General features: G+C 69.6%; 3 protein-coding genes. All 3 read left to right on the top strand.

Annotated elements, in window-relative coordinates; all coding sequences use genetic code 11:
- Positions 1-65 precede the first annotated feature (65 nt).
- Genes ABN028_RS05675 through ABN028_RS05665 form a run of 3 tightly spaced genes read left to right on the top strand, consistent with a single transcriptional unit; the run spans position 66 to position 19,359 of the window.
- A complete protein-coding gene (locus tag ABN028_RS05675; protein WP_349695856.1) occupies positions 66-1,508 on the top strand; it encodes a lysine N(6)-hydroxylase/L-ornithine N(5)-oxygenase family protein in 1,443 nt (480 codons plus the stop codon).
- The gene (locus ABN028_RS05670) at positions 1,505-8,785 is read left to right on the top strand and encodes a non-ribosomal peptide synthetase (protein WP_349695855.1); all 7,281 of its coding nucleotides are present in this window, start codon (positions 1,505-1,507) and stop codon (positions 8,783-8,785) included. Before ABN028_RS05675 ends, ABN028_RS05670 begins: the two co-directional genes overlap by 4 nt.
- Positions 8,782-19,359: a non-ribosomal peptide synthetase gene (locus tag ABN028_RS05665; protein ID WP_349695854.1), complete on the top strand. Its 10,578-nt coding sequence runs from the start codon at positions 8,782-8,784 to the stop codon at positions 19,357-19,359. Before ABN028_RS05670 ends, ABN028_RS05665 begins: the two co-directional genes overlap by 4 nt.
- Positions 19,360-19,373 lie beyond the last annotated feature (14 nt).

The raw sequence follows: 19,373 nt of genomic DNA, 5'->3' as shown, positions 1-19,373 counted from the left end.
TTTCCGATGAAAAGAGGGAAATGGTCGAGCGTACGGGTTCGTCACAGGGGAGTGGAGCTCAGACCGTGTGCCGTCAGCCGTCGGTTTACGACATCGTGGGCGTCGGTTTCGGCCCGTCGAACCTGGCGCTCGCCATCGGCCTGGCCGAGCACAACGCCAGCACCTCACCGGACGACGCCACCACGCGGGTCTTCCTCGAACGCCAGCCCCACTTCGGCTGGCACCGCGGCATGCTGCTCGACGACGCCACGATGCAGGTGTCCTTCCTGAAGGACCTCGTGACGATGCGCAATCCCACCAGTGAGTTCAGCTTCCTGTGCTACCTGCAGGCGAAGGAACGGCTGGTCGACTTCATCAACCACAAGAACCTCTTCCCGCTGCGGGTGGAGTTTCACGACTACCTGGAGTGGGCCGCCGCGAAGGTCGACGACGTGGTGACGTACGGGCACGAGGTCGTCGGCGTACGCCCGGTGTGGGAAGGCGGCGCGCTGACGGCGTTCGACGTGCACGTCCGCCGCGCGTCGGGTCCGCGCGATGCCCAGGGTTCGGAAGAGGTGTCGCAGGGTGCCGTCTACCGCGCTCGGAACCTCGTCCTTGGCACCGGTCTGCGGCCGTACCTTCCCGAGGGTGCCACCTCGTCACGGCGGATCTGGCACAGCAGTGAACTGCTCGACAAGGTGGACAACCTGGCTGCCGCCACGCCGACTCCCGAGCGGTTCGTCGTCGTCGGTTCCGGGCAGAGCGCGGCGGAGGTCACGGCGTACCTCCACGGGCGGTTCCCGTCCGCCGAGGTATGCGGGGTCTTCTCCCGGTACGGCTACAGTCCCGCCGACGACAGCGCCTTTGCCAACCGGATCTTCGATCCCGGTGCGGTCGACGAGTTCTTCGGCGCGCCTGAGGACGTCAAGCGGACGCTGCTCGACTACCACGCCAACACGAACTACTCCGTCGTCGACATCGACCTGATCGACGAGCTCTACCGCCGCGTCTACCAGGAGCGGGTCCTCGGCAACCAGCGCCTGCGGGTGTGCAACGCCTCCCGGGTGGCCGAGGTGGTCGAGAACCCTTCCGGTGTACGCACGGTCGTCGAGTCCCTGACGACGGGGGACAAGGAGGTGCTCGACGCCGACGTTGTGGTCTACGCGACCGGCTACCAGCCGGCCGATCCGGCGGGTCTGCTGGGAGATGTCGCCCGCCATCTCCGCAGGGACTCGGCCGAGCGACTGAGCGTCGGGCGCGACTACCGGGTGGTGACGGCGCCCGAGGTGAGAGCCGGGATCTACCTGCAGGGCGGTACGGAACACACGCACGGCATCACGTCCTCACTCCTGTCCAACACCGCCGTGCGGGCAGGAGAGATCCTCGCGTCGGTCGCGGCGACCGGGCGCGCGGAACGGTCCGAGCAGTCCGCGGAGCGGTCGGTCCGACCGGGGGAGCGGTCAAGCGGCGGGCAACCGGCCACCCGCGAGTACGCCGTCAGCGCGGCATCGGCCTCCTCTGCGTCATGACGGCGGCTTCGGACGCGCCGCCCCAGGTGGATGAGGGGTGGACGCAGGGACGCTGCCGGGTCGTGGCGGACGTGACGCTGGCGGAGCTCTTCGCCGAGCAGGTACGCCGGACGCCCGACGCGACGGCGGTCAGGTTCGAGGGCTCCCTTTGCACCTACGCCGAGCTGGACGAACGGGCTGGGCACGTGGCCCGCACACTGGTCCGCTACGGCGCCGGACCTGAACGCATCGTCGGGGTGGCGGTCCCGCGTTCGGTGGAGCTGGTCGTCGCGTTGCTGGCGGTGCACAAGGCCGGCGCGGCGTACCTCCCACTGGACCCGGACTATCCCGCAGAGCGGCTGGAGTTCATGGTCGGCGACGCGGCCCCGGCCGCGGTGCTGACAAGCGTCGAGGTCGCGGACTCCCTCACAGCCGACAGCGTGCCCGTGCTCGACGTGGGCGCTGCGTCGCTCGAACCAGCCGCAGCGTTGCCCGCGGTGGAAGCGGCGTCACGTGCCGCAGGACGTGTCAGCGAGGCGGTGGGCCCCGCTCCGGATTTGGGACCCGAGAACCGCGCGCGGCCCGACCATCCGGCGTACGTCATCTACACCTCCGGATCCACCGGTCGCCCCAAGGGCGTGGTCGTCACCCATCGGGCGATCGTCAACCGGTTGGCGTGGATGCAGGGGGAGTACCACCTGGCACCGGAGGACAGGGTCCTGCAGAAGACGTCGGCGAGTTTCGACGTGTCGGTCTGGGAGTTCTTCTGGCCGCTCATCACGGGCGCGACGCTCGTCGTGGCGAAACCGGGCGGCCATCAGGATCCCGGTTACCTCGCCGAGCTCATCGAGGCCGAGCAGGTGACGACTCTGCACTTCGTTCCGTCGATGTTGCGGGTGTTCCTCGCCGAGCCCGACGTCGCATCGCGGTGCCGGTCGCTGCGCCGCGTCGTGTGTAGCGGGGAGGCGCTGCCCGCCGACCTGCGGGACCGGTACTTCTCCGTGTTCGGTTCCGTCGCGGACGTGGCCCCGGCGCTGCACAACCTGTACGGGCCGACCGAGGCCGCGGTCGACGTGACCGCGTGGGCGTGTAGGCCGGACGCCCCGGGACCCGTCCCGATCGGGCGCCCGGTCTGGAACACTGGCGTCCGCGTACTCGACGACGCTCTGCGGCCGGTCGACATCGGTGAGACGGGCGAGCTGTATCTCGGCGGCGTCCAGCTCGCGCGCTGCTACCTGGACCGACCGGGGCTCTCGGCGGAGCGTTTCGTCGCCGATCCGTACGGTGCTCCGAGCGCGCGGATGTACCGCACCGGCGACCTCGCGCGCTGGCGGGCCGACGGAGCACTGGACTACGCCGGACGCGCCGACCACCAGGTCAAGCTGCGTGGTCACCGGGTCGAGCTGGGCGAGGTCGAGGCAGCGTTGGCCGGCTGCTCCGGCGTCGCGGCGGCAGCGGTGCTGGCACGCGACGACCGGCTGGTCGCCTACTACGTCGCCGAACCCGGTAGTGCCGAACCTGGTAGTGCCGAACCTGGTAGTGCCGAACCTGGTAGTGCCGAAGCGGGAGCAGCCTCGCTTGCTCTGCCCCACCCCGAGGTCCTGCGCGAGCGACTCGCCGCGCGGTTGCCGGACGTCATGGTGCCGGCTGCGTACGTCCGGCTGGACGCGATGCCACTCACCGCCAACGGCAAGCTGGATCGCGCGGCCCTCCCGGCTCCGGACTTCGCCGCGCTGGTAGGTGCCGCCGCACCCACGACCCCGCATGAACAGCGGCTGTGCCGGCTCTTCGCGGAGCAGCTGGACCTGCCTCAGGTCGGTGTGCGGGACAGTTTCTTCGCCCTGGGCGGAGACAGCATCCAGGCCATGCTGCTGGTCGCTCGACTTCGTACGTCAGGACTCGTGTGTACCCCGGCCGACGTCTTCACCCACCCCACGCCCGCGCGGTTGGCGACCGTCCTGCGTACGGGCGGTGATCCGAGCTCGGCAGCCGCACCCCCGGGCGGATCGACTCCTGGACAGCCGACCGACCTGGCGACACCCGAACTCGTCACCGGGCTTGCGGGTCCTGCCGACGAGGTTCTGCCGGTCGGCCCCATGGCAGAAGGCCTGCTCTACCACGCCGCGCTCGACCCTTCCGGTCAGGCGTACGTCATCCAGATGCTCGTCGACCTCGCCGGCGACATCGACGCCGACCGCCTGCGTACCGCCGCCCAGTCCCTGCTACGCCGCCACGCGAGCCTGCGGGCGGGATTTCACCACGCCGTGGACGGTACGCCCGTCCAGGTGATCGCGGCCGAGGCCGAGGTTCCGTGGCGCACCGTCGACGCGGCCGCGACGGGCAGCCCGGCCGCACCAGGTGAGGCGGACCGGATCGCCGACGAGGACCGGTGCCGGCCGTTCGACCTGGCGACACCGCCGCTGCTGCGGATGTCGTTGCTCCGCAGGGATTCCGCCCGCGCGCGGCTCGTCCTCACGGTGCACCACCTGGTGGTCGACGGGTGGTCGCTGCCGATGCTGGTCCGCGACCTGCTCCTGCTGTACGACGATCCGGACGGCACCACGCTCGCCCCCGCACCCTCGCTCCACCCGCGCGACCACCTTGCCTGGCTCGCCACCCAGGACCGGCAGGCGGCCGTCGACGCGTGGCGGCGGGACCTCTCCGGGGTGACCGACCCGACCACGATCGCCCCCGCCGAGGTGCCACCAGTGGAGTCCGTCCGCCCGCCGGACGTGATCGACCACCGGGTCGACGTCGAGACGTCCGCCGCGTTGACCACGCTCGCCCGGGCGTACGGGCTGACCCTCAACACCGTTCTCCAGGGCGCCTGGGCATCGGTGCTGTCCGCGCTCACCGGCCACGACGACGTGGTCTTCGGGACGACGGTCGCCGGACGCCCGCCGGAGCTGCCCGGCTCCGCGACGACGGTGGGGTTGTTCATCAACACGGTCCCCGTTCGCGTGCGCGTGAACGCTGCGGTGCGGGTTTGTTCTTTCCTGGAAGGGATCCAGGACGCGCAGGTCCGGCTACTCGCTCACCAGCACCTGCCCCTGGCCGAGATCCAGCGTGCCGGCGGATGGCACGGAGCGGCGAGGCAGGACGGTCGGGGAAGGCAGGGCGAGCTCTTCGACACGTTGCTGGCGTACGAGAACTATCCCCAGGCAGACATTCCGGCAGTCGACCAACTGGCCGTGACCGGGATCGAACGCCGGGACGCCACGCACTATCCGCTGGCCGTGACCGTCGTCCCGCGTGGGCGGGAGCTGTCCGTACGACTTGCGTACCAGCCCTCGGTGATCGGGCCCGATCGCGCGGCGCGGATCGTCCGCGCGCTGGACGCTGTGCTGGTGGACATCGCGGCCGACCCGCGGCGGCCCGTAGGGGACCTCGAGCCACTCGCCCACGGAGCGCGACGGCGCACCCGCGCACGGCCCGACCCTGACACCGGCGCCGACCCCCGCGCCGACACCCACGCTGGTGTCGACCCCCACGCCGACGGCGACCGTGAACGGGATGACGCGCGGGTGCCGGCAACCCACGAGCGCACCGCACTCGGGCCGGTCGAGCAGCTGCTGTGCGAGCTGTTCGCCGAGATTCTCGACCTGCCGCGGGTCGGTGTCGACGACGACTTCTTCGTCCTGGGTGGGCACTCGTTGCTGGGCATCATGCTGGTGAGCCGGATCCGGCGGATGCTCGACACCGAGGTCCCGATCCGGGCGCTCTTCGACGCGCCCACCGTCGCGAGCCTGGCGGCGTGGTTGGAGCGGAGCCGGGGCGGTCCGGTGCGGCCACCGGTGGAGCCTGTCGCGCCAACCGCACGGCCCGACCCCTTGCCGGTGTCGTACGCCCAACAGCGGTTGTGGTTTCTCGACCAGTTCGACGGGCCGGGCCCGGTCTACAACATTCCGGTCGCGGTGCGGCTGACCGCCGACTTCGACACCGGGGCGCTGCGATCGGCCCTGGCCGACGTGGTGGCGCGGCACGAGAGCCTGCGGACGGTCTTCGTCGAGGCCGACGGCCATGCGTACCAGCGTGTCCTGCCCGAAGCCGAGGCGCGCGCGCTCGTGCAGCTGCGTACGGTCGACGACGCCACCTCGGCAGGGGAGTCGCTGCCGGACGCATGGACCGATCGGCTGCGGGAGGCGGCGCGGTACGCGTTCGACCTGGCGCACGAGCTGCCGATCAGGGCATGGCTGTTTTGGGCGGGGCCGGACACGCAGGTGCTGCTGCTGCTTGTCCACCACATCGCCGCCGACGAGTGGTCGGCCCGTCCACTGTTGCGTGACCTCGCCACCGCGTACGAGGCGCGCAGCCAGCGGCGCCCACCCGGGTGGTCACGGTTGCCGGTGCAGTACGCCGACTACACCCTCTGGCAGCGTCGTCTCCTGGGCTTCGAGGATGGCCGCGCACCGGCCGGGACGATCGGCGGCGACCAGCTCGGCTACTGGACCGAGACGCTGCGCGACCTGCCGGAGGAGCTGGACCTTCCGACGGACCGGCCGCGCCCGGCGGTGGCGTCGTACCGTGGTGCCCGGGTGCCCGTCGACGTGCCGCCCGCCCTGCACGCGCACATCCGGGCGGTCGCCCGCCGGCACGGTGTCACGTCCTTCATGGTCCTGCATGCGGCGTTGGCCGTCCTGCTGACCAGGCTCGGCGCGGGGACGGACGTTCCGATCGGTACGCCGGTCGCGGGGAGGCCCGACGCCGCTCTGGACGAGCTGGTCGGGTTCTTCGTCAACACGCTGGTGCTGCGTACCGACACCTCCGGCGACCCCACCTTCGCCGAGCTGATGGGCCGGGTCCGGCGCTGCGACGTGGCGGCGTTCGACAACCAGGACGTGCCGTTCGAGCGGGTCGTCGACGCGCTCAACCCGGTCCGATCTGCGGCACGGCACCCGTTGTTCCAGGTGCTGCTCGTGCACCAGCAGCACGCCGGTGGCGACCTCGCCCTGCCCGGCGTTGGCAGCGAACCCGTTCCAGTCGATGTCGGTGTCGCGAAGGTCGACCTCACGCTGTACCTGTCCGAGCGGGCCGGCAGAGGTGGTGTGTACGGCGCGCTCGAGTACAGCACCGACCTGTTCGACGAGGCGACCGCCCGAGCCCTCGTGGAGCGGCTGCTGCGGGTCCTCGAGTCCGTGACCGCACGTCCGGACGATCCGATCGGTACGTCCGACCTGCTGCTGCCGGCTGAGCGGACGCGGCTCGCGACGGCGGCGGCCGCGACCACGGTGCGGGTCCCGGACGCCACGCTGCCGGAGCTGCTCGCGGGGCAGGCTCGGCGGACGCCGGCCGCGACCGCCGTGACCTGCGGCGGCGTCGACCTCAGCTATGCGGACCTGGACGCCCGGTCGAGCCGGCTGGCGCGGGTGCTTGCCTCGCATGGCGCCGGTCCCGAACGCATCGTGGCGGTGGCGCTGCCGCGGGGGATCGACCTCGTGGTGGGGCTGCTCGCCGTCCTGAAGTCGGGTGCGGCGTACCTCCCACTGGATCCGGACCTACCAGGCGAGCGGATTGCCACGATGGTGGCGGACGCGGCGCCGGTCTGCGTGCTGACGAGTACGACATCGACCGTCCGGTTGCCCGACACCATGCCGATCCGCCCCCTCCTCATCGACCAGGCGCCGCTCGACCGTGTGGCGGGCGCGGACATTGACGCCGACGAAGGACACATTGACGCCGACGACGGACACGCTGACGCCGACGACGGACACGCTGACGCCGACGGCGGACACGCTGACGCCGACGGCGGACACGCTGACGCCGGGGACCGTGACGGCGACCCGGTGCGGGCGTCAGGTGCCAACGCCGCGTACGTCATCTACACGTCCGGATCCACTGGCAAGCCCAAGGGTGTCGTGGTCTCGCACGCGGCCCTCGTCAACTTCCTGCTGTCGATGCGGGAACGCTTCGCCCTCGACGGCAGCGACCGGCTCCTGGCGGTGACCACGGTCGGTTTCGACATCGCGGGTCTCGAGCTCTATCTCCCGTTGCTCGTCGGGGCCGCCGTGGTCATCGCGGAGCCGGCGACGGTCCGGGATCCTGCCGCGCTGTGGGACCTGGCCGACCGGTCCGGGGCGACGGTCATGCAGGCCACACCGACGCTGTGGCGGGCGTTTCTCGCCGACCGCCCGGAGGGGCGGGTGCCGGTGGTCGGGGGTCCGGCACCGGAATCGGGTGCGGTGCCGCGCCTGCGGATTCTCGTCGGAGGTGAAGCACTGCCCGCCTCGCTCGCAACGGAGTTGGTGAAGTGCGGCCGCCGGGTGACGAACCTGTACGGCCCGACGGAGACGACGATCTGGTCGACCGCAGCAGACCTCACCCCTGTCGACAACCCGGGCGACAACTCTGTCGACAGCCCGGGCGACACCGCCGCGGAGGTCCTTCGCGAGGCACCCGCGATCGGGCATCCGATCTGGAACACCCAGGCGTACGTCCTCGACCGCGGACTGCGCGAGGTCCCGGACGGGGTGACGGGCGAGTTGTATCTCGGTGGTGCGGGGCTCGCGCGTGGATACCTCCACCGCCCTGGTCTGAGCGCGGAACGGTTCGTGGCGAACCCGTTCGGCCCACCGGGTACGCGGATGTACCGCACCGGCGACCTCGTCCGCCGCCGCGCCGACGGTGCCCTTGACTACCTCGGGCGTACGGACGACCAGGTGAAGGTGCGCGGCCACCGGATCGAGCTGGGCGAGGTCGAGTCCGCCCTTGCCGCGCACCCGGGAGTCGGAGAAGCCCGGGTCGTCGTGCGTGAGGACCGGCCCGGGCAGCGTCACCTCGTCGGCTACGTGGTGCCCCGCCGTCCTGGCGCGGTGTCGCTAAAGGACCTCCGCGCGGGCGTAGCGGCGCGGCTGCCCGATGCCATGGTGCCGGCGGCGTTCGTCCTGCTGGACGCTCTGCCGCTTACCGCGGGCGGCAAGCTCGACCGGAACGCGTTGCCCGCGCCGGACTTCGGTGCGATCGCCGAGCGTGGGTCGGCGCGGCGGGCGGCGACGACAGACACCGAACGGACTCTCGCGGCGATCTTCGCCGACGTCCTGGGGTTGGCCGAGGTGGGTGCCGACGACGGCTTCTTCGAACTCGGCGGCGACAGCATCACGTCGATCCAGGTGGTGAGCCGCGCGCGGAAGGCGGGACTGTCGCTCAGCGCACGGGACGTGTTCGAACACCGCACCGTCGCGGCCCTCGCCCGACACGCCACACCGCACCAGGAGGTAGTGGCGTCCGCACCGCCGGCCATCGCGCTCGCACCCGACGAGCTGGCCGAGTTCGAGGACGATCTCGCCTGGGAGGGGCCATGACCGCGAGTCGACAGGGTCGGATCGAGGCGGTCCTTCCGCTCGGCCCTTTGCAGGAAGGGTTGCTCTTCCACGCCACGCTCGAGGAGAACGCGGCCGGACACTACGTCGTCCAGCTGTTGATCGACCTCGACGGTGAGCTGCGGCCCGACATCCTTCGTTCCGCGGTCATCAGCGTCGTCGATCGGCACGAGTCGTTGCGCGCGGCGTTCCGCCAGCGGCGGTCGGGCCAGCCGGTCCAGACCATCGTGCGTACGGTCGAGGTCCCTTGGCGCGCCGTGCCGGCGACAGACGGAGCGCAGACAGACGGGGCGGCGACTGAAGGGGCGGCGACTGAAGGGGCGGCGACTGAAGGGGCGGCGACTGAAGGGGCGGCGACTGAAGGGGCGGCGACTGAAGGGGAAGGGGCGACGGATGAGGCAGGGGCGGAACGCATCGCCGACGCGGACCGCGCCGCTCCCTTCGATCTGACTCGGCCGCCCCTGATGCGGTGCGCGTTGGTCCGGCTCGGCCCCCGCCGGCATCGGCTGATCCTCACCTTCCACCATCTGGTGGTCGACGGGTGGTCCTTGCCGGTGTTGGTGCGTGAACTGATGGCGGCGTACGCCGAGGGTGGCCAGGCGCACGGACTCCCGGCCGCCGTGCCGTACCGCGACTACCTCGCCTGGGTGGCGGGGCGCGACCGCGCCGCATCCCGCGCCCGTTGGCAGCGATCCCTTGCCGGCTTGGCCGGAGCAACCCGGCTGTCGACGGTCGGGAACCTGACCTCCGCGACCGAACCACCCAGGCGGCTCGTGACGAACGTTCCGGCGGGACTGCAGGCGGAGATCACGGCGTTCTCGCGCAAGCACGGCTTGACACAGAACACGGTCCTGCAGGGCGCGTGGGGTCTACTGCTCGGGCGGCTGACCGGACGCGACGACGTGGTCTTCGGGGCCACCGTGTCGGGCCGGCCGGCCGAGCTTGCGGGCGCGGAAGAGATCGTCGGGCTTCTCATCACCACGATTCCCGTACGGGTGCGGACTGGTCGTACGACGTCGGTCAGGGACTTCCTGTCGGCTCTGCAGTCCGAACAGGCCGAGCTGATCGAGCATCATCATGTGCCGTTGGCCGATATCCATGCGGCAGCTGGCGGTGTCGACTCAGGTGGCGGGGACCTGTTCGACACGTTGCTGGTCGTCGAGAACTATCCGTACGATCCGGCCGCATTCCCTTCCACGCCTGACCTTCGGGTGTCCAGGGTGTCGGGCCGGGACGCGACGCACTATCCCCTCACCCTCGTCGCCTTTCCCCGCGACGGCGAGCTGAGGCTGGAGTTCGTCTTCCGTACGGATGCCTTCGACGAGGACCGGGTGGAACGTATCGCCACGCAGTTGCTGTGCGTACTCGCCGGCATGGTCGAGGAGCCGGATCGTCCGGTGTCGACTCTGGACCTGATGTCGCCGCCTGAACGGCATCGGGTGCTGGTGGGGTGGAACGCGACCGAGGTTGGTGTGCGGTCCGCGACGCTGGCCGAGTTGTTCGAGTGTCAGGTGTGTCGGGATCCGGGTGCGTTGGCGGTGTTGGATGCTGGGGGTGGACTGTCGTTCGGGGAGGTGGATGGGCGGGCGAATCGGCTTGCGCGATTGTTGGTTCGGCGTGGTGTGGGTCCGGAGTCGGTGGTGGGGGTGTTGTTGCCGCGGTCAGCGTCGTGGTTGGTGGGGTTGCTGGCGGTGGTGAAGGCGGGTGGTGTGTATCTGCCGTTGGATCCGTCGTATCCGGTGGAGCGGTTGGCGTTTGTGGTGGGTGATGCGGTTCCGTTGGTGGTGGTGACGGATGCGGAGACGTTTGGGCGGTGGGGTTCTGAGCTGCCCGGTATGGAGTGGGTGGTGGGCGACGACGAGCAGACCGTTGTCGAGTTGGGTGGTCTGTCGTCGGTTCGGGTGGATGACGTGGAGCGGGTGTCGCCGTCGCGGTTGGGGAATGCGGCGTGGGTGATCTATACGTCGGGTTCGTCGGGGCGTCCGAAGGGTGTGGTGGTGTCGCACGCTGGGGTCGCCTCGCTGGTGGCGACGTTCAATCGGGTGGTGCCGTCTGGTTCTGGGGATCGGGTGTTGCAGTTCGCTTCGCCTGGTTTCGACGTGACGTTTGCTGAGCTGAGTTTGTCGGTGCTCTCGGGTGCGGGGTTGGTGGTGGCGCCTGAGGATGCGCGTGCGGGGGTGGCTCTCGCGGAGTTTGCTGTCAAGCACGGGTTGACGCATCTGGTGGTGCCGCCGAGTGTGTTGACGACCGTTCCTGACGGTGTGGAGTTTCCGGGGTCGGCGTCTTTGGTGGTGGGGACGGAGGAGGTGCCTACCGGGTTGGTGGGGCGGTGGGCGGCGGGTCGGGTGATGGTGAATGCGTATGGGCCGACTGAGGTGACGGTGAACTCGACGTTGTGGCGGTGTGATCCTGAGTGGGTGGGGCGGCGGTTGCCGATCGGGTCTCCGGATGTGAATACGCGTGCGTATGTGTTGGATCCGGGGTTGCGGCCGGTGCCTGTCGGGGTGGCGGGTGAGTTGTATCTGGCGGGGGACGGGTTGGCGCGGGGTTATCTGGGCAGGCCGGGGTTGACGGCGGAGCGGTTCGTCGCCTGCCCCTTTGGGGGTCCGGGTGAGCGGATGTATCGGACCGGGGATCTGGTGGCGTGGCAGGCGGACGGTTCCCTGGACTTCCTCGGCCGGGTCGATGATCAGGTGAAGGTTCGTGGGTTCCGGATCGAGCCGGGTGAGATCGAAGCCGTGCTGTTGCGGCATCCCGGCATCGCCCGAGCCGCTGTGGTCGCGCACGAGACGTCCACCGACGGCGGTGTGATGGCCGACCGGCGGCTGGTCGCCTATCTCGTGCCGTCCGATGATGACGTTCCAGACACCGCCAGGCTGCGCGCGCACGTGGCCGCGGACTTGCCGGACTACATGGTGCCCTCGGCGTTCGTCGTGCTCCAGGCACTGCCGTTACTGCCGAACGGCAAACTCGACCGCGCCGCCCTGCCCGCGCCCGAGGCGTCGACGACTTCCGGCGTCGGACGGTCACCACGGAATCCGCGTGAAGAGCTCCTCGCCGGGCTGTTCGCCGACACCCTCGACCTGCCCACCATCGGCATCGACGACAACTTCTTCCACCACGGCGGACACTCCCTGCTGGCGATCCGACTCATCCACCGGATTCGCCAGACGTTCGGTGTCGGCCTCTCGCTTCGCGCCCTCTTCGACGCCCCGACCGTCGCCGGTCTCGCCGAGCGTCTCGCGACCCCGACGGTCGAGCGGCCAGCTCTGCGGCCGTCCATACGGGAGGGTGATCTCCCCGTCTCGGCCGCGCAGCAGAGGTTGCTCTACCAGCAGACCGCCGAAGGCACCAACCCGGCGTACAACGTGCCCTTCGCACTCCGACTTGTCGGCGACCTCGATCGGGACGCCCTTCAGCAGGCGGTGCGCGACCTCGTACGCAGGCACGAAAGCCTCCGCACGGTCTTCCCCTCGGTGGAGAGTGCCGCGGGCACCGCCGGCCAGCGGATCCTCGATCCCGACCACGCCGACGTCGATCTTCGGCAGGTGGCGACCAACGCCGGCGCGCTGCCCGATGACCTGGCAGCCGCGTCGAGGTACGCGTTCGGCCTGACCCGGGAGATACCGCTGCGGCCCTACCTGTTCGCCATCGGCGCGCGCGAACATGTGCTGCTGTTGCTGTTCCATCACATCGCGGTCGACGAATGGTCGGTCGATCCGCTGGTCCGCGAACTGGCCCACGCCTATGCGGTGCGCCGCGCCGGAGGTACGCCGACGTGGGCGCCACTGCACGTCCAGTACTCCGACTTCGCCGCGTGGGAACGCCAGGTCCTCGGCGACGAGACGGACCCCGCCTCCCTGGTGGCGCGCGAACTCGACTTCTGGCGGGAGGCGTTGCGAGGACTTCCGGAGCAGCTGGAGTTGCCGACCGACCGGCCGCGTCCGTCGGTGGCGTCGTACGCAGGGGCGGTCGCACGATTCTCGATTCCGGTGGACTTGCACGCACACATCCGAGGGCTGGCCAGAGAGTCCGGCTCCAGCGTCTTCATGGTGGTGCAGGCCGCGCTTGCGGCGTTGCTGAGCCGGCTTGGTGCGGGGACGGACATCCCGATCGGTACGCCGGTGGCGGGTCGGAACGATCCAGGTCTCGATGACCTGGTGGGGTTCTTCGTCAACACGGTGGTTCTGCGAACGGACACCTCGGGTGACCCGTCGTTCGCCGGATTGCTCGCACGGGTACGTCAAGGCGACCTTGCGGCATTCGACCATCAGGAGGTGCCGTTCGAGCAGGTCGTCGAGGCGGTGAACCCAGTCCGCTCCTTGGCTCGCCATCCGCTCTTCCAGGTCATGCTCGCGCATGCGTACGCTCACGACATCCCTACTCTGGAAGGGCTTTCCACAAGCGTTGTCGACGTGAACACGAAAACGTCGAAGTTCGACCTCACCGTGAACGTTGTCGAGAGCGTGACCGGGCACGGCATCCAGGGTCTCGTCGAGTACCGCACGGACCTCTTCGATGCCGACACGATCGACCGCTTCGCGCGTTGGCTGGTGCGGCTGCTGGTGTCCGCGGTCACCGATCCCACCCGACCGCTCAGCGGCTTGGAGTTGCTGCCGGCAGACGAGCGTCAGCGGGTGTTGGCGAAGTGGAACGACACGGCAATCTCCGCAGCGCCCGAGACGCTCCCCACGTTGTTCGAACGCCAGGTCCGGCGTGACCCGGCGGCGTTGGCGGTGTCCGACGACGGGGGAGGACTGTCGTTTGCCGACGTGGAGGCGCAGGCGAACCGGCTTGCCCGGTTGCTGATCCGGCGAGGCGTGGGTCCGGAGTCGGTTGTCGGTGTGTTGCTGCCGCGGTCGGCGCAGTGGCTGGTCGCGTTGCTGGCGGCGATGAAGGCCGGCGCGGCCTATCTCCCGCTGGATCCGTCGTATCCAGCAGACCGGCTGTCTTTCGTCCTGGCCGACGCGTCACCCGTTGTGGTGGTGACGGATACGGAAACCCACGCACGGTGGAGTTCCGAGCTTCCCTGCCGCACCTGGGTGGTGACTGACGAAGAGTCGACGGCCGCGGAGGTGGCACACCTCGCGCCGACCGAGGTGGCGGACGTGGAGCGACGCTCTCCGCTTCGGCTCACGAATCCCGCCTGGCTGATCTACACGTCAGGGTCGACGGGACGCCCCAAAGGTGTCGTGGTGTCGCATGCCGGCGTCGTCTCGCTGGTGGCGACCTTCAACCGCGTGGTCCCGTCGGGCCCAGGTGACCGGGTGCTGCAGTTCGCCTCACCTGGCTTCGACGTCACGTTCGCCGAGCTGAGCGTGTCGGTGCTGTCCGGAGCTACCTTGGTGGTCGCCCCTGACCATGCGCGTGCGGGAGACGCTCTCGCCGCCTTTGCTGTCAAGCACGCGTTGACGCACCTCGTCGTGCCACCCAGTGTGTTGGCGACGATTCCGGCGGACGTGGGGTTCCCCGAGTCGGCCTCGCTGGTTGTCGGGACCGAGGAGGTGCCAACCGGGTTGGCCGCTCGGTGGGCGTCCGGCCGCGTGATGGTCAATGCGTACGGTCCGACCGAGGTGACGGTGAACTCGACCTTCTGGCGTTGCGATCCGTCCTGGGACGGGCACCGGCTGCCGATCGGCGTCCCTGATGCCAACACGCGTGCGTACGTACTGGACCCGGCGTTACGGCCGGCGCCCGTCGGAGTCGCCGGCGAGCTCTATCTCGCGGGAGACGGGTTGGCCCGGGGCTACCTGGGCAAGCCAGGCTTGACGGCCGAACGGTTCGTCGCGTGTCCGTACGGCGACCACGTGGGTGCGCGGATGTACCGCACCGGGGACCTGGTGCGGTGGCGGCCGGACGGAAACCTTGACTTTCTCGGCCGCGTCGACGAGCAGCTGAAGCTGCGCGGGTTCCGCATCGAGCCGGGGGAGATCGAGGCGGCGGTGCTGCGGCATCCTGGCATCAGCCGCGCCGCCGTGGTCGCGCACGAGACGCTCGCCGAGGAAGGCGCCGTGCCCGACCGGCGGCTCGTCGCCTATCTCGTGCCTTCCGAGGATGGCGTTCCGGACACCCCCAGGTTGCGCGCGGCCCTCGCGGATGAGTTGCCGGACTACATGGTGCCGTCGGCGTACGTGGTCATCGAGGCACTGCCGCGGCTGCCGAACGGCAAGCTGGACCGGGCGGCCCTTCCCGCTCCCGAGCTGCCGGCCCTGCGCGACGGACGAAAGCCTCGGAACGCCCGCGAGGAGGTGCTGGCAGGCATCTTCGCCGACGTCCTCGGCACACCGGCGGCGGGTCCTTCGGTGGGCATCGACGACAACTTCTTCCACCTCGGCGGCCACTCCCTGCTCGCGATCCGGCTGATCAACCGGATCCGGCAGGTGTTCGACGCCGACCTCACCCTTCGCACGCTCTTCGATTCCCCCACCATCGCCGGGCTCGTCCACCACCTCGAGAGCGCGAGGTCCGCACGTCCGGCACTGCGCCGCCGCGACCATGCGGGATCGGTGCCCGTCTCGACCGAGCAGGCGCGGTTGCTGTACCAGTTCGCGGCCGAGGGCCCGAACCCGACGTACAACGTGCCGGTCGCGATTCGACTTCGCGGACAGTTGGACCGGGCAGCCCTCGCCGCAGCCCTGCGGGATGTGGTGGAACGCCACGAGTGTCTGCGAACGCTGTTCGGCGACATCGACGGGGACCCGACGCAGGTGGTCGTGGACGTCGACGACGCCGCCGTCGGGCCGCACTGGGTGCAGACCGACGAACGCCGCCTCGCTGACGAGGTGTCCGCAGCGGCGGCGTACTCGTTCGACCTGTTCTCAGAAGCACCCGTCCGTGCCACGGTGTTCGCTCTTGCCGAGGAGGAGTGTGTCCTGCTTCTGCTCTTCCATCACATCGCGGTCGACGAATGGTCGATGGATCCGCTCCTGCGCGATCTCGCCACGTCGTACGACCGGCGACGGCGTGGGGAGGAGCCGTCGTGGCGTCCACAGCCCGTCCGGTACTCCGACTTCGCCGCGTGGCAACGCGAGTGTCTCGGTGATCCCGACGATCCGGGGTCGGTGGCCGCGCAGCAGTTGACGTTCTGGCGCGAGACGTTGCGGGGACTGCCGGAGCAGGTGGAGTTGCCGTCCGACCGTCCCCGGCCGGCGGTCGCCTCCGCGGCAGGTGGCTCAGTCAGCGTTCCCGTCCCAGATGAGCTGCGCGACTGCCTGCAGGCGTTGGCGAGACGAACCGGCGTCAGCCTCCTGATGGTGCTGCAGGCGGGCGTTGCCGCCGTCCTCACGCGAGCAGGTGCGGGGACGGACATCCCGATGGGTACGCCGGTGGCGGGTCGAAACGATCCTGCTCTTGACGAGCTGGTCGGATTCTTCGTCAATACCGTGGTGGTGCGGACGGACACGTCGGGGAGTCCGTCGTTTGCTGAGCTGCTCGCGCGGGTGCGTCAAGGCGGCCTTGCGGCGTTCGATCATCAGGAGGTGCCGTTCGAGCAGGTCGTCGAGGCGGTGAACCCGGTTCGTTCGGCGGGCCGGCATCCGCTGTTCCAGGTGATGGTGGCGCACGGGCAGATGCGGAGCGAGCCCGTCCACCTCGACGGACTTGCGGCACGGTTCGAACCTGTGAGTACGGGAACGGCGAAGTTCGACCTCGCGCTCAGCTTTACCCAGGATCTCGACACCCAGGAACTCACGGTACTCGTCGAGTACCGCGTCGAGTTGTTCGAGGCGGAGACGGTCGAGCGCTTCGTGGAGTGGTTGCTGCGACTGCTGGAGTCTGCGGTGTCGGACCCCACGCGACGGCTCGGAGACCTGGACCTGATGTCGCCGCCTGAACGGCAACGGGTGCTGGTGGGGTGGAACGCGACCGAGGTTGGTGTGCTGTCCGCGACGCTGGCCGAGTTGTTCGAGTGTCAGGTGTGTCGGGATCCGGGTGCGTTGGCGGTGTGGTGTGAGGGGGTGGGGTTGTCGTTTGGGGAGGTGGATGGGCGGGCGAATCGGCTTGCGCGGTTGTTGATTCGGCGTGGTGTGGGTCCGGAGTCGGTGGTGGGGGTGTTGTTGCCGCGGTCGGCGTCGTGGTTGGTGGGGTTGCTGGCGGTGGTGAAGGCGGGTGGTGTGTATCTGCCGTTGGATCCGTCGTATCCGGTGGAGCGGTTGGCGTTTGTGGTGGGTGATGCGGTTCCGTCGGTGGTGGTGACGGATGCGGAGACGTTTGGGCGGTGGGGTTCTGAGTTGGCCGGTGTGGAGTGGGTGGTGGCTGATGACGAGCAGACCGTGGTCGAGTTGGGTGGTCTGTCACCGGACGGTGTGGGGGATGCGGAGCGGGTGTCGCCGTTGCGCCTCGCCCATCCGGCGTGGGTGATCTATACGTCGGGTTCGTCGGGGCGTCCGAAGGGTGTGGTGGTTCCGCACGCTGGGGTCGCCTCGCTCGTGGAGGTGTTCAACCGAACGGTTCCGTCGGGGCCGGGGGATCGGGTGTTGCAGTTCGCTTCGCCTGGTTTCGATGTGACGTTCGCAGAACTCAGCCTCGCGGTCCTGTCGGGGGCGGCGTTGGTGGTGGCGCCGGATCATGCGCGTGCGGGCGAGGGGTTGGCGGAGTTTGCTGTCAAGCATGGGTTGACGCATCTGGTGGTGCCGCCGAGTGTGTTGGCGACGGTTCCTGACGGTGTGGAGTTTCCGGGGTCGGCGTCTTTGGTGGTGGGGACGGAGGAGGTGCCTACCGGGTTGGCGGGGCGGTGGGCGGCGGGTCGGGTGATGGTGAATGCGTATGGGCCGACTGAGGTGACGGTGAACTCGACGCTGTGGCGGTGCGATCCGTCATGGTCGGGGTCTCGGTTGCCGATCGGGTCTCCGGATGTGAATACGCGTGCGTATGTGTTGGATCCGGGGTTGCGGCCGGTGCCTGTCGGGGTGGCGGGTGAGTTGTATCTGGCGGGGGACGGGTTGGCGCGGGGTTATCTGGGCAGGCCGGGGTTGACGGCGGAGCGGTTCGTTGCGTGTCCGTTCGGGGGTCCGGGTGAGCGGATGTATCGGACCGGGGATCTGGTGGCGTGGCGGGCGGATGGGTCGTTGGACTTTCTGGGTCGGGTCGATGATCAGGTGAAGGTTCGTGGGTTCCGGATCGAGCCGGGTGAGATCGAAGCGGTGTTGTTGCGCCATCCCGCGATCGCTCGGGCCGCGGTGGCCGTGCAGGAGACGGCTGCTGGTTCAGGTGGGGTGCCGGATCGGCGGCTGGTCGCCTATGTCGTGGCTGGGGCTGTGGCTGGGCCTGGGGCTGTGGCTGGGGCTCCGAGGAGCGTAGACGCGGCGGAGTTGCGGGCGCATGTGGCGGCGGAGTTGCCGGACTACATGGTGCCGATGGCCTACGTCGTGCTCGATGAGCTACCGCGGTTGCCGAACGGCAAACTCGACCGCGCTGCCCTGCCCGCGCCGGAGGCCTCGACCACCGGCGGCGGACGATCACCACGGAATCCGCGTGAAGAGGAGCTGGCGGAACTCTTCGCCGACACCCTCGACCTGCCCACCATCGGCATCGACGACAACTTCTTCCACCACGGCGGCCACTCCCTGCTGGCGATCCGACTCATCCACCGGGTCCGGAAGGCGATCGGCCGCAAGGTGTCGGTCGCGGAGCTCTTTGCCCATTCCACGGTCGCCCAGCTCGCCGAGTATCTCGACCAGGCGGGCCGGGCCGAGGCCACGGGGCGCTCGGCGCTGCGGACTCTGCTGCCTCTGCGTGAATCCGCCAGCCCGACGGTTCCGCCGCTCTTCTGCGTTCACGCACTCTTCGGACTGGCCTGGCCGTTCGCCGGCCTGCTCCGCCACCTCGACGACGAACGACCGGTCTTCGGCCTGCAGGCCCGTGGCCTCGCCGATCCCGGCACCGTCATGCCGGCCACGATCGACGAGATGGCAGCGGACTATGTCGGCCTGATCCGCACCGTCCAGCCGGAGGGTCCGTACCATCTGCTCGGTTGGTCGTTCGGCGGGCTCGTCGCCCACACGATGGCCACCCAGCTTCGCACCCAGGGTGCGGACGTCGCCTTCCTCGGGCTCGTCGACGCGTATCCGCTCGAGGAGGCCGAGCGGGCGGCAGGGGATCTCGACGCCGAACAGGACGCCCTTGCATTCCTGTCCCGCCTTGCTGGATTGGCGAGCGACGGTCCGCTCGACAGGACGACCGTGCTCCGCAGCCTCACAGCGGTGGACAGCGACGGAACAGCCTCGGGACCGGCGGCAGCGCTCGACTCCACCATCCTTTCCGCCGTCGTCGACGTCGCCACCCACGCGTCAACGCTGATGCGCAAGGCCACGCATGAGGTCGTCGACGGCGACATCCTGTTCGTCGCCGCAACCGCGGACAAGGCAGGTACGACGTTGACCCCCCGGCGTTGGGAGGCGTACGTCTCCGGCCGGATCGATACCTACGACGTCGCCTGCCTGCATACCGAGCTCACCGACCCCGGACCCCTCGCCGCGTGGGCGCCGATCGTCGACGCGAGACTCCGCGACAGCGCCGAACGGCGCGCCGCGGGCGGCCAGCAGAACCACACCACGTAAAGGAGAAGGCAAGA

Origin of the sequence: Actinopolymorpha sp. B17G11 (assembly GCF_040196095.1) — a bacterium.
Classification (GTDB): domain Bacteria; phylum Actinomycetota; class Actinomycetes; order Propionibacteriales; family Actinopolymorphaceae; genus Thermasporomyces.
This window is presented reverse-complemented; position numbering and strand designations above follow the sequence as displayed.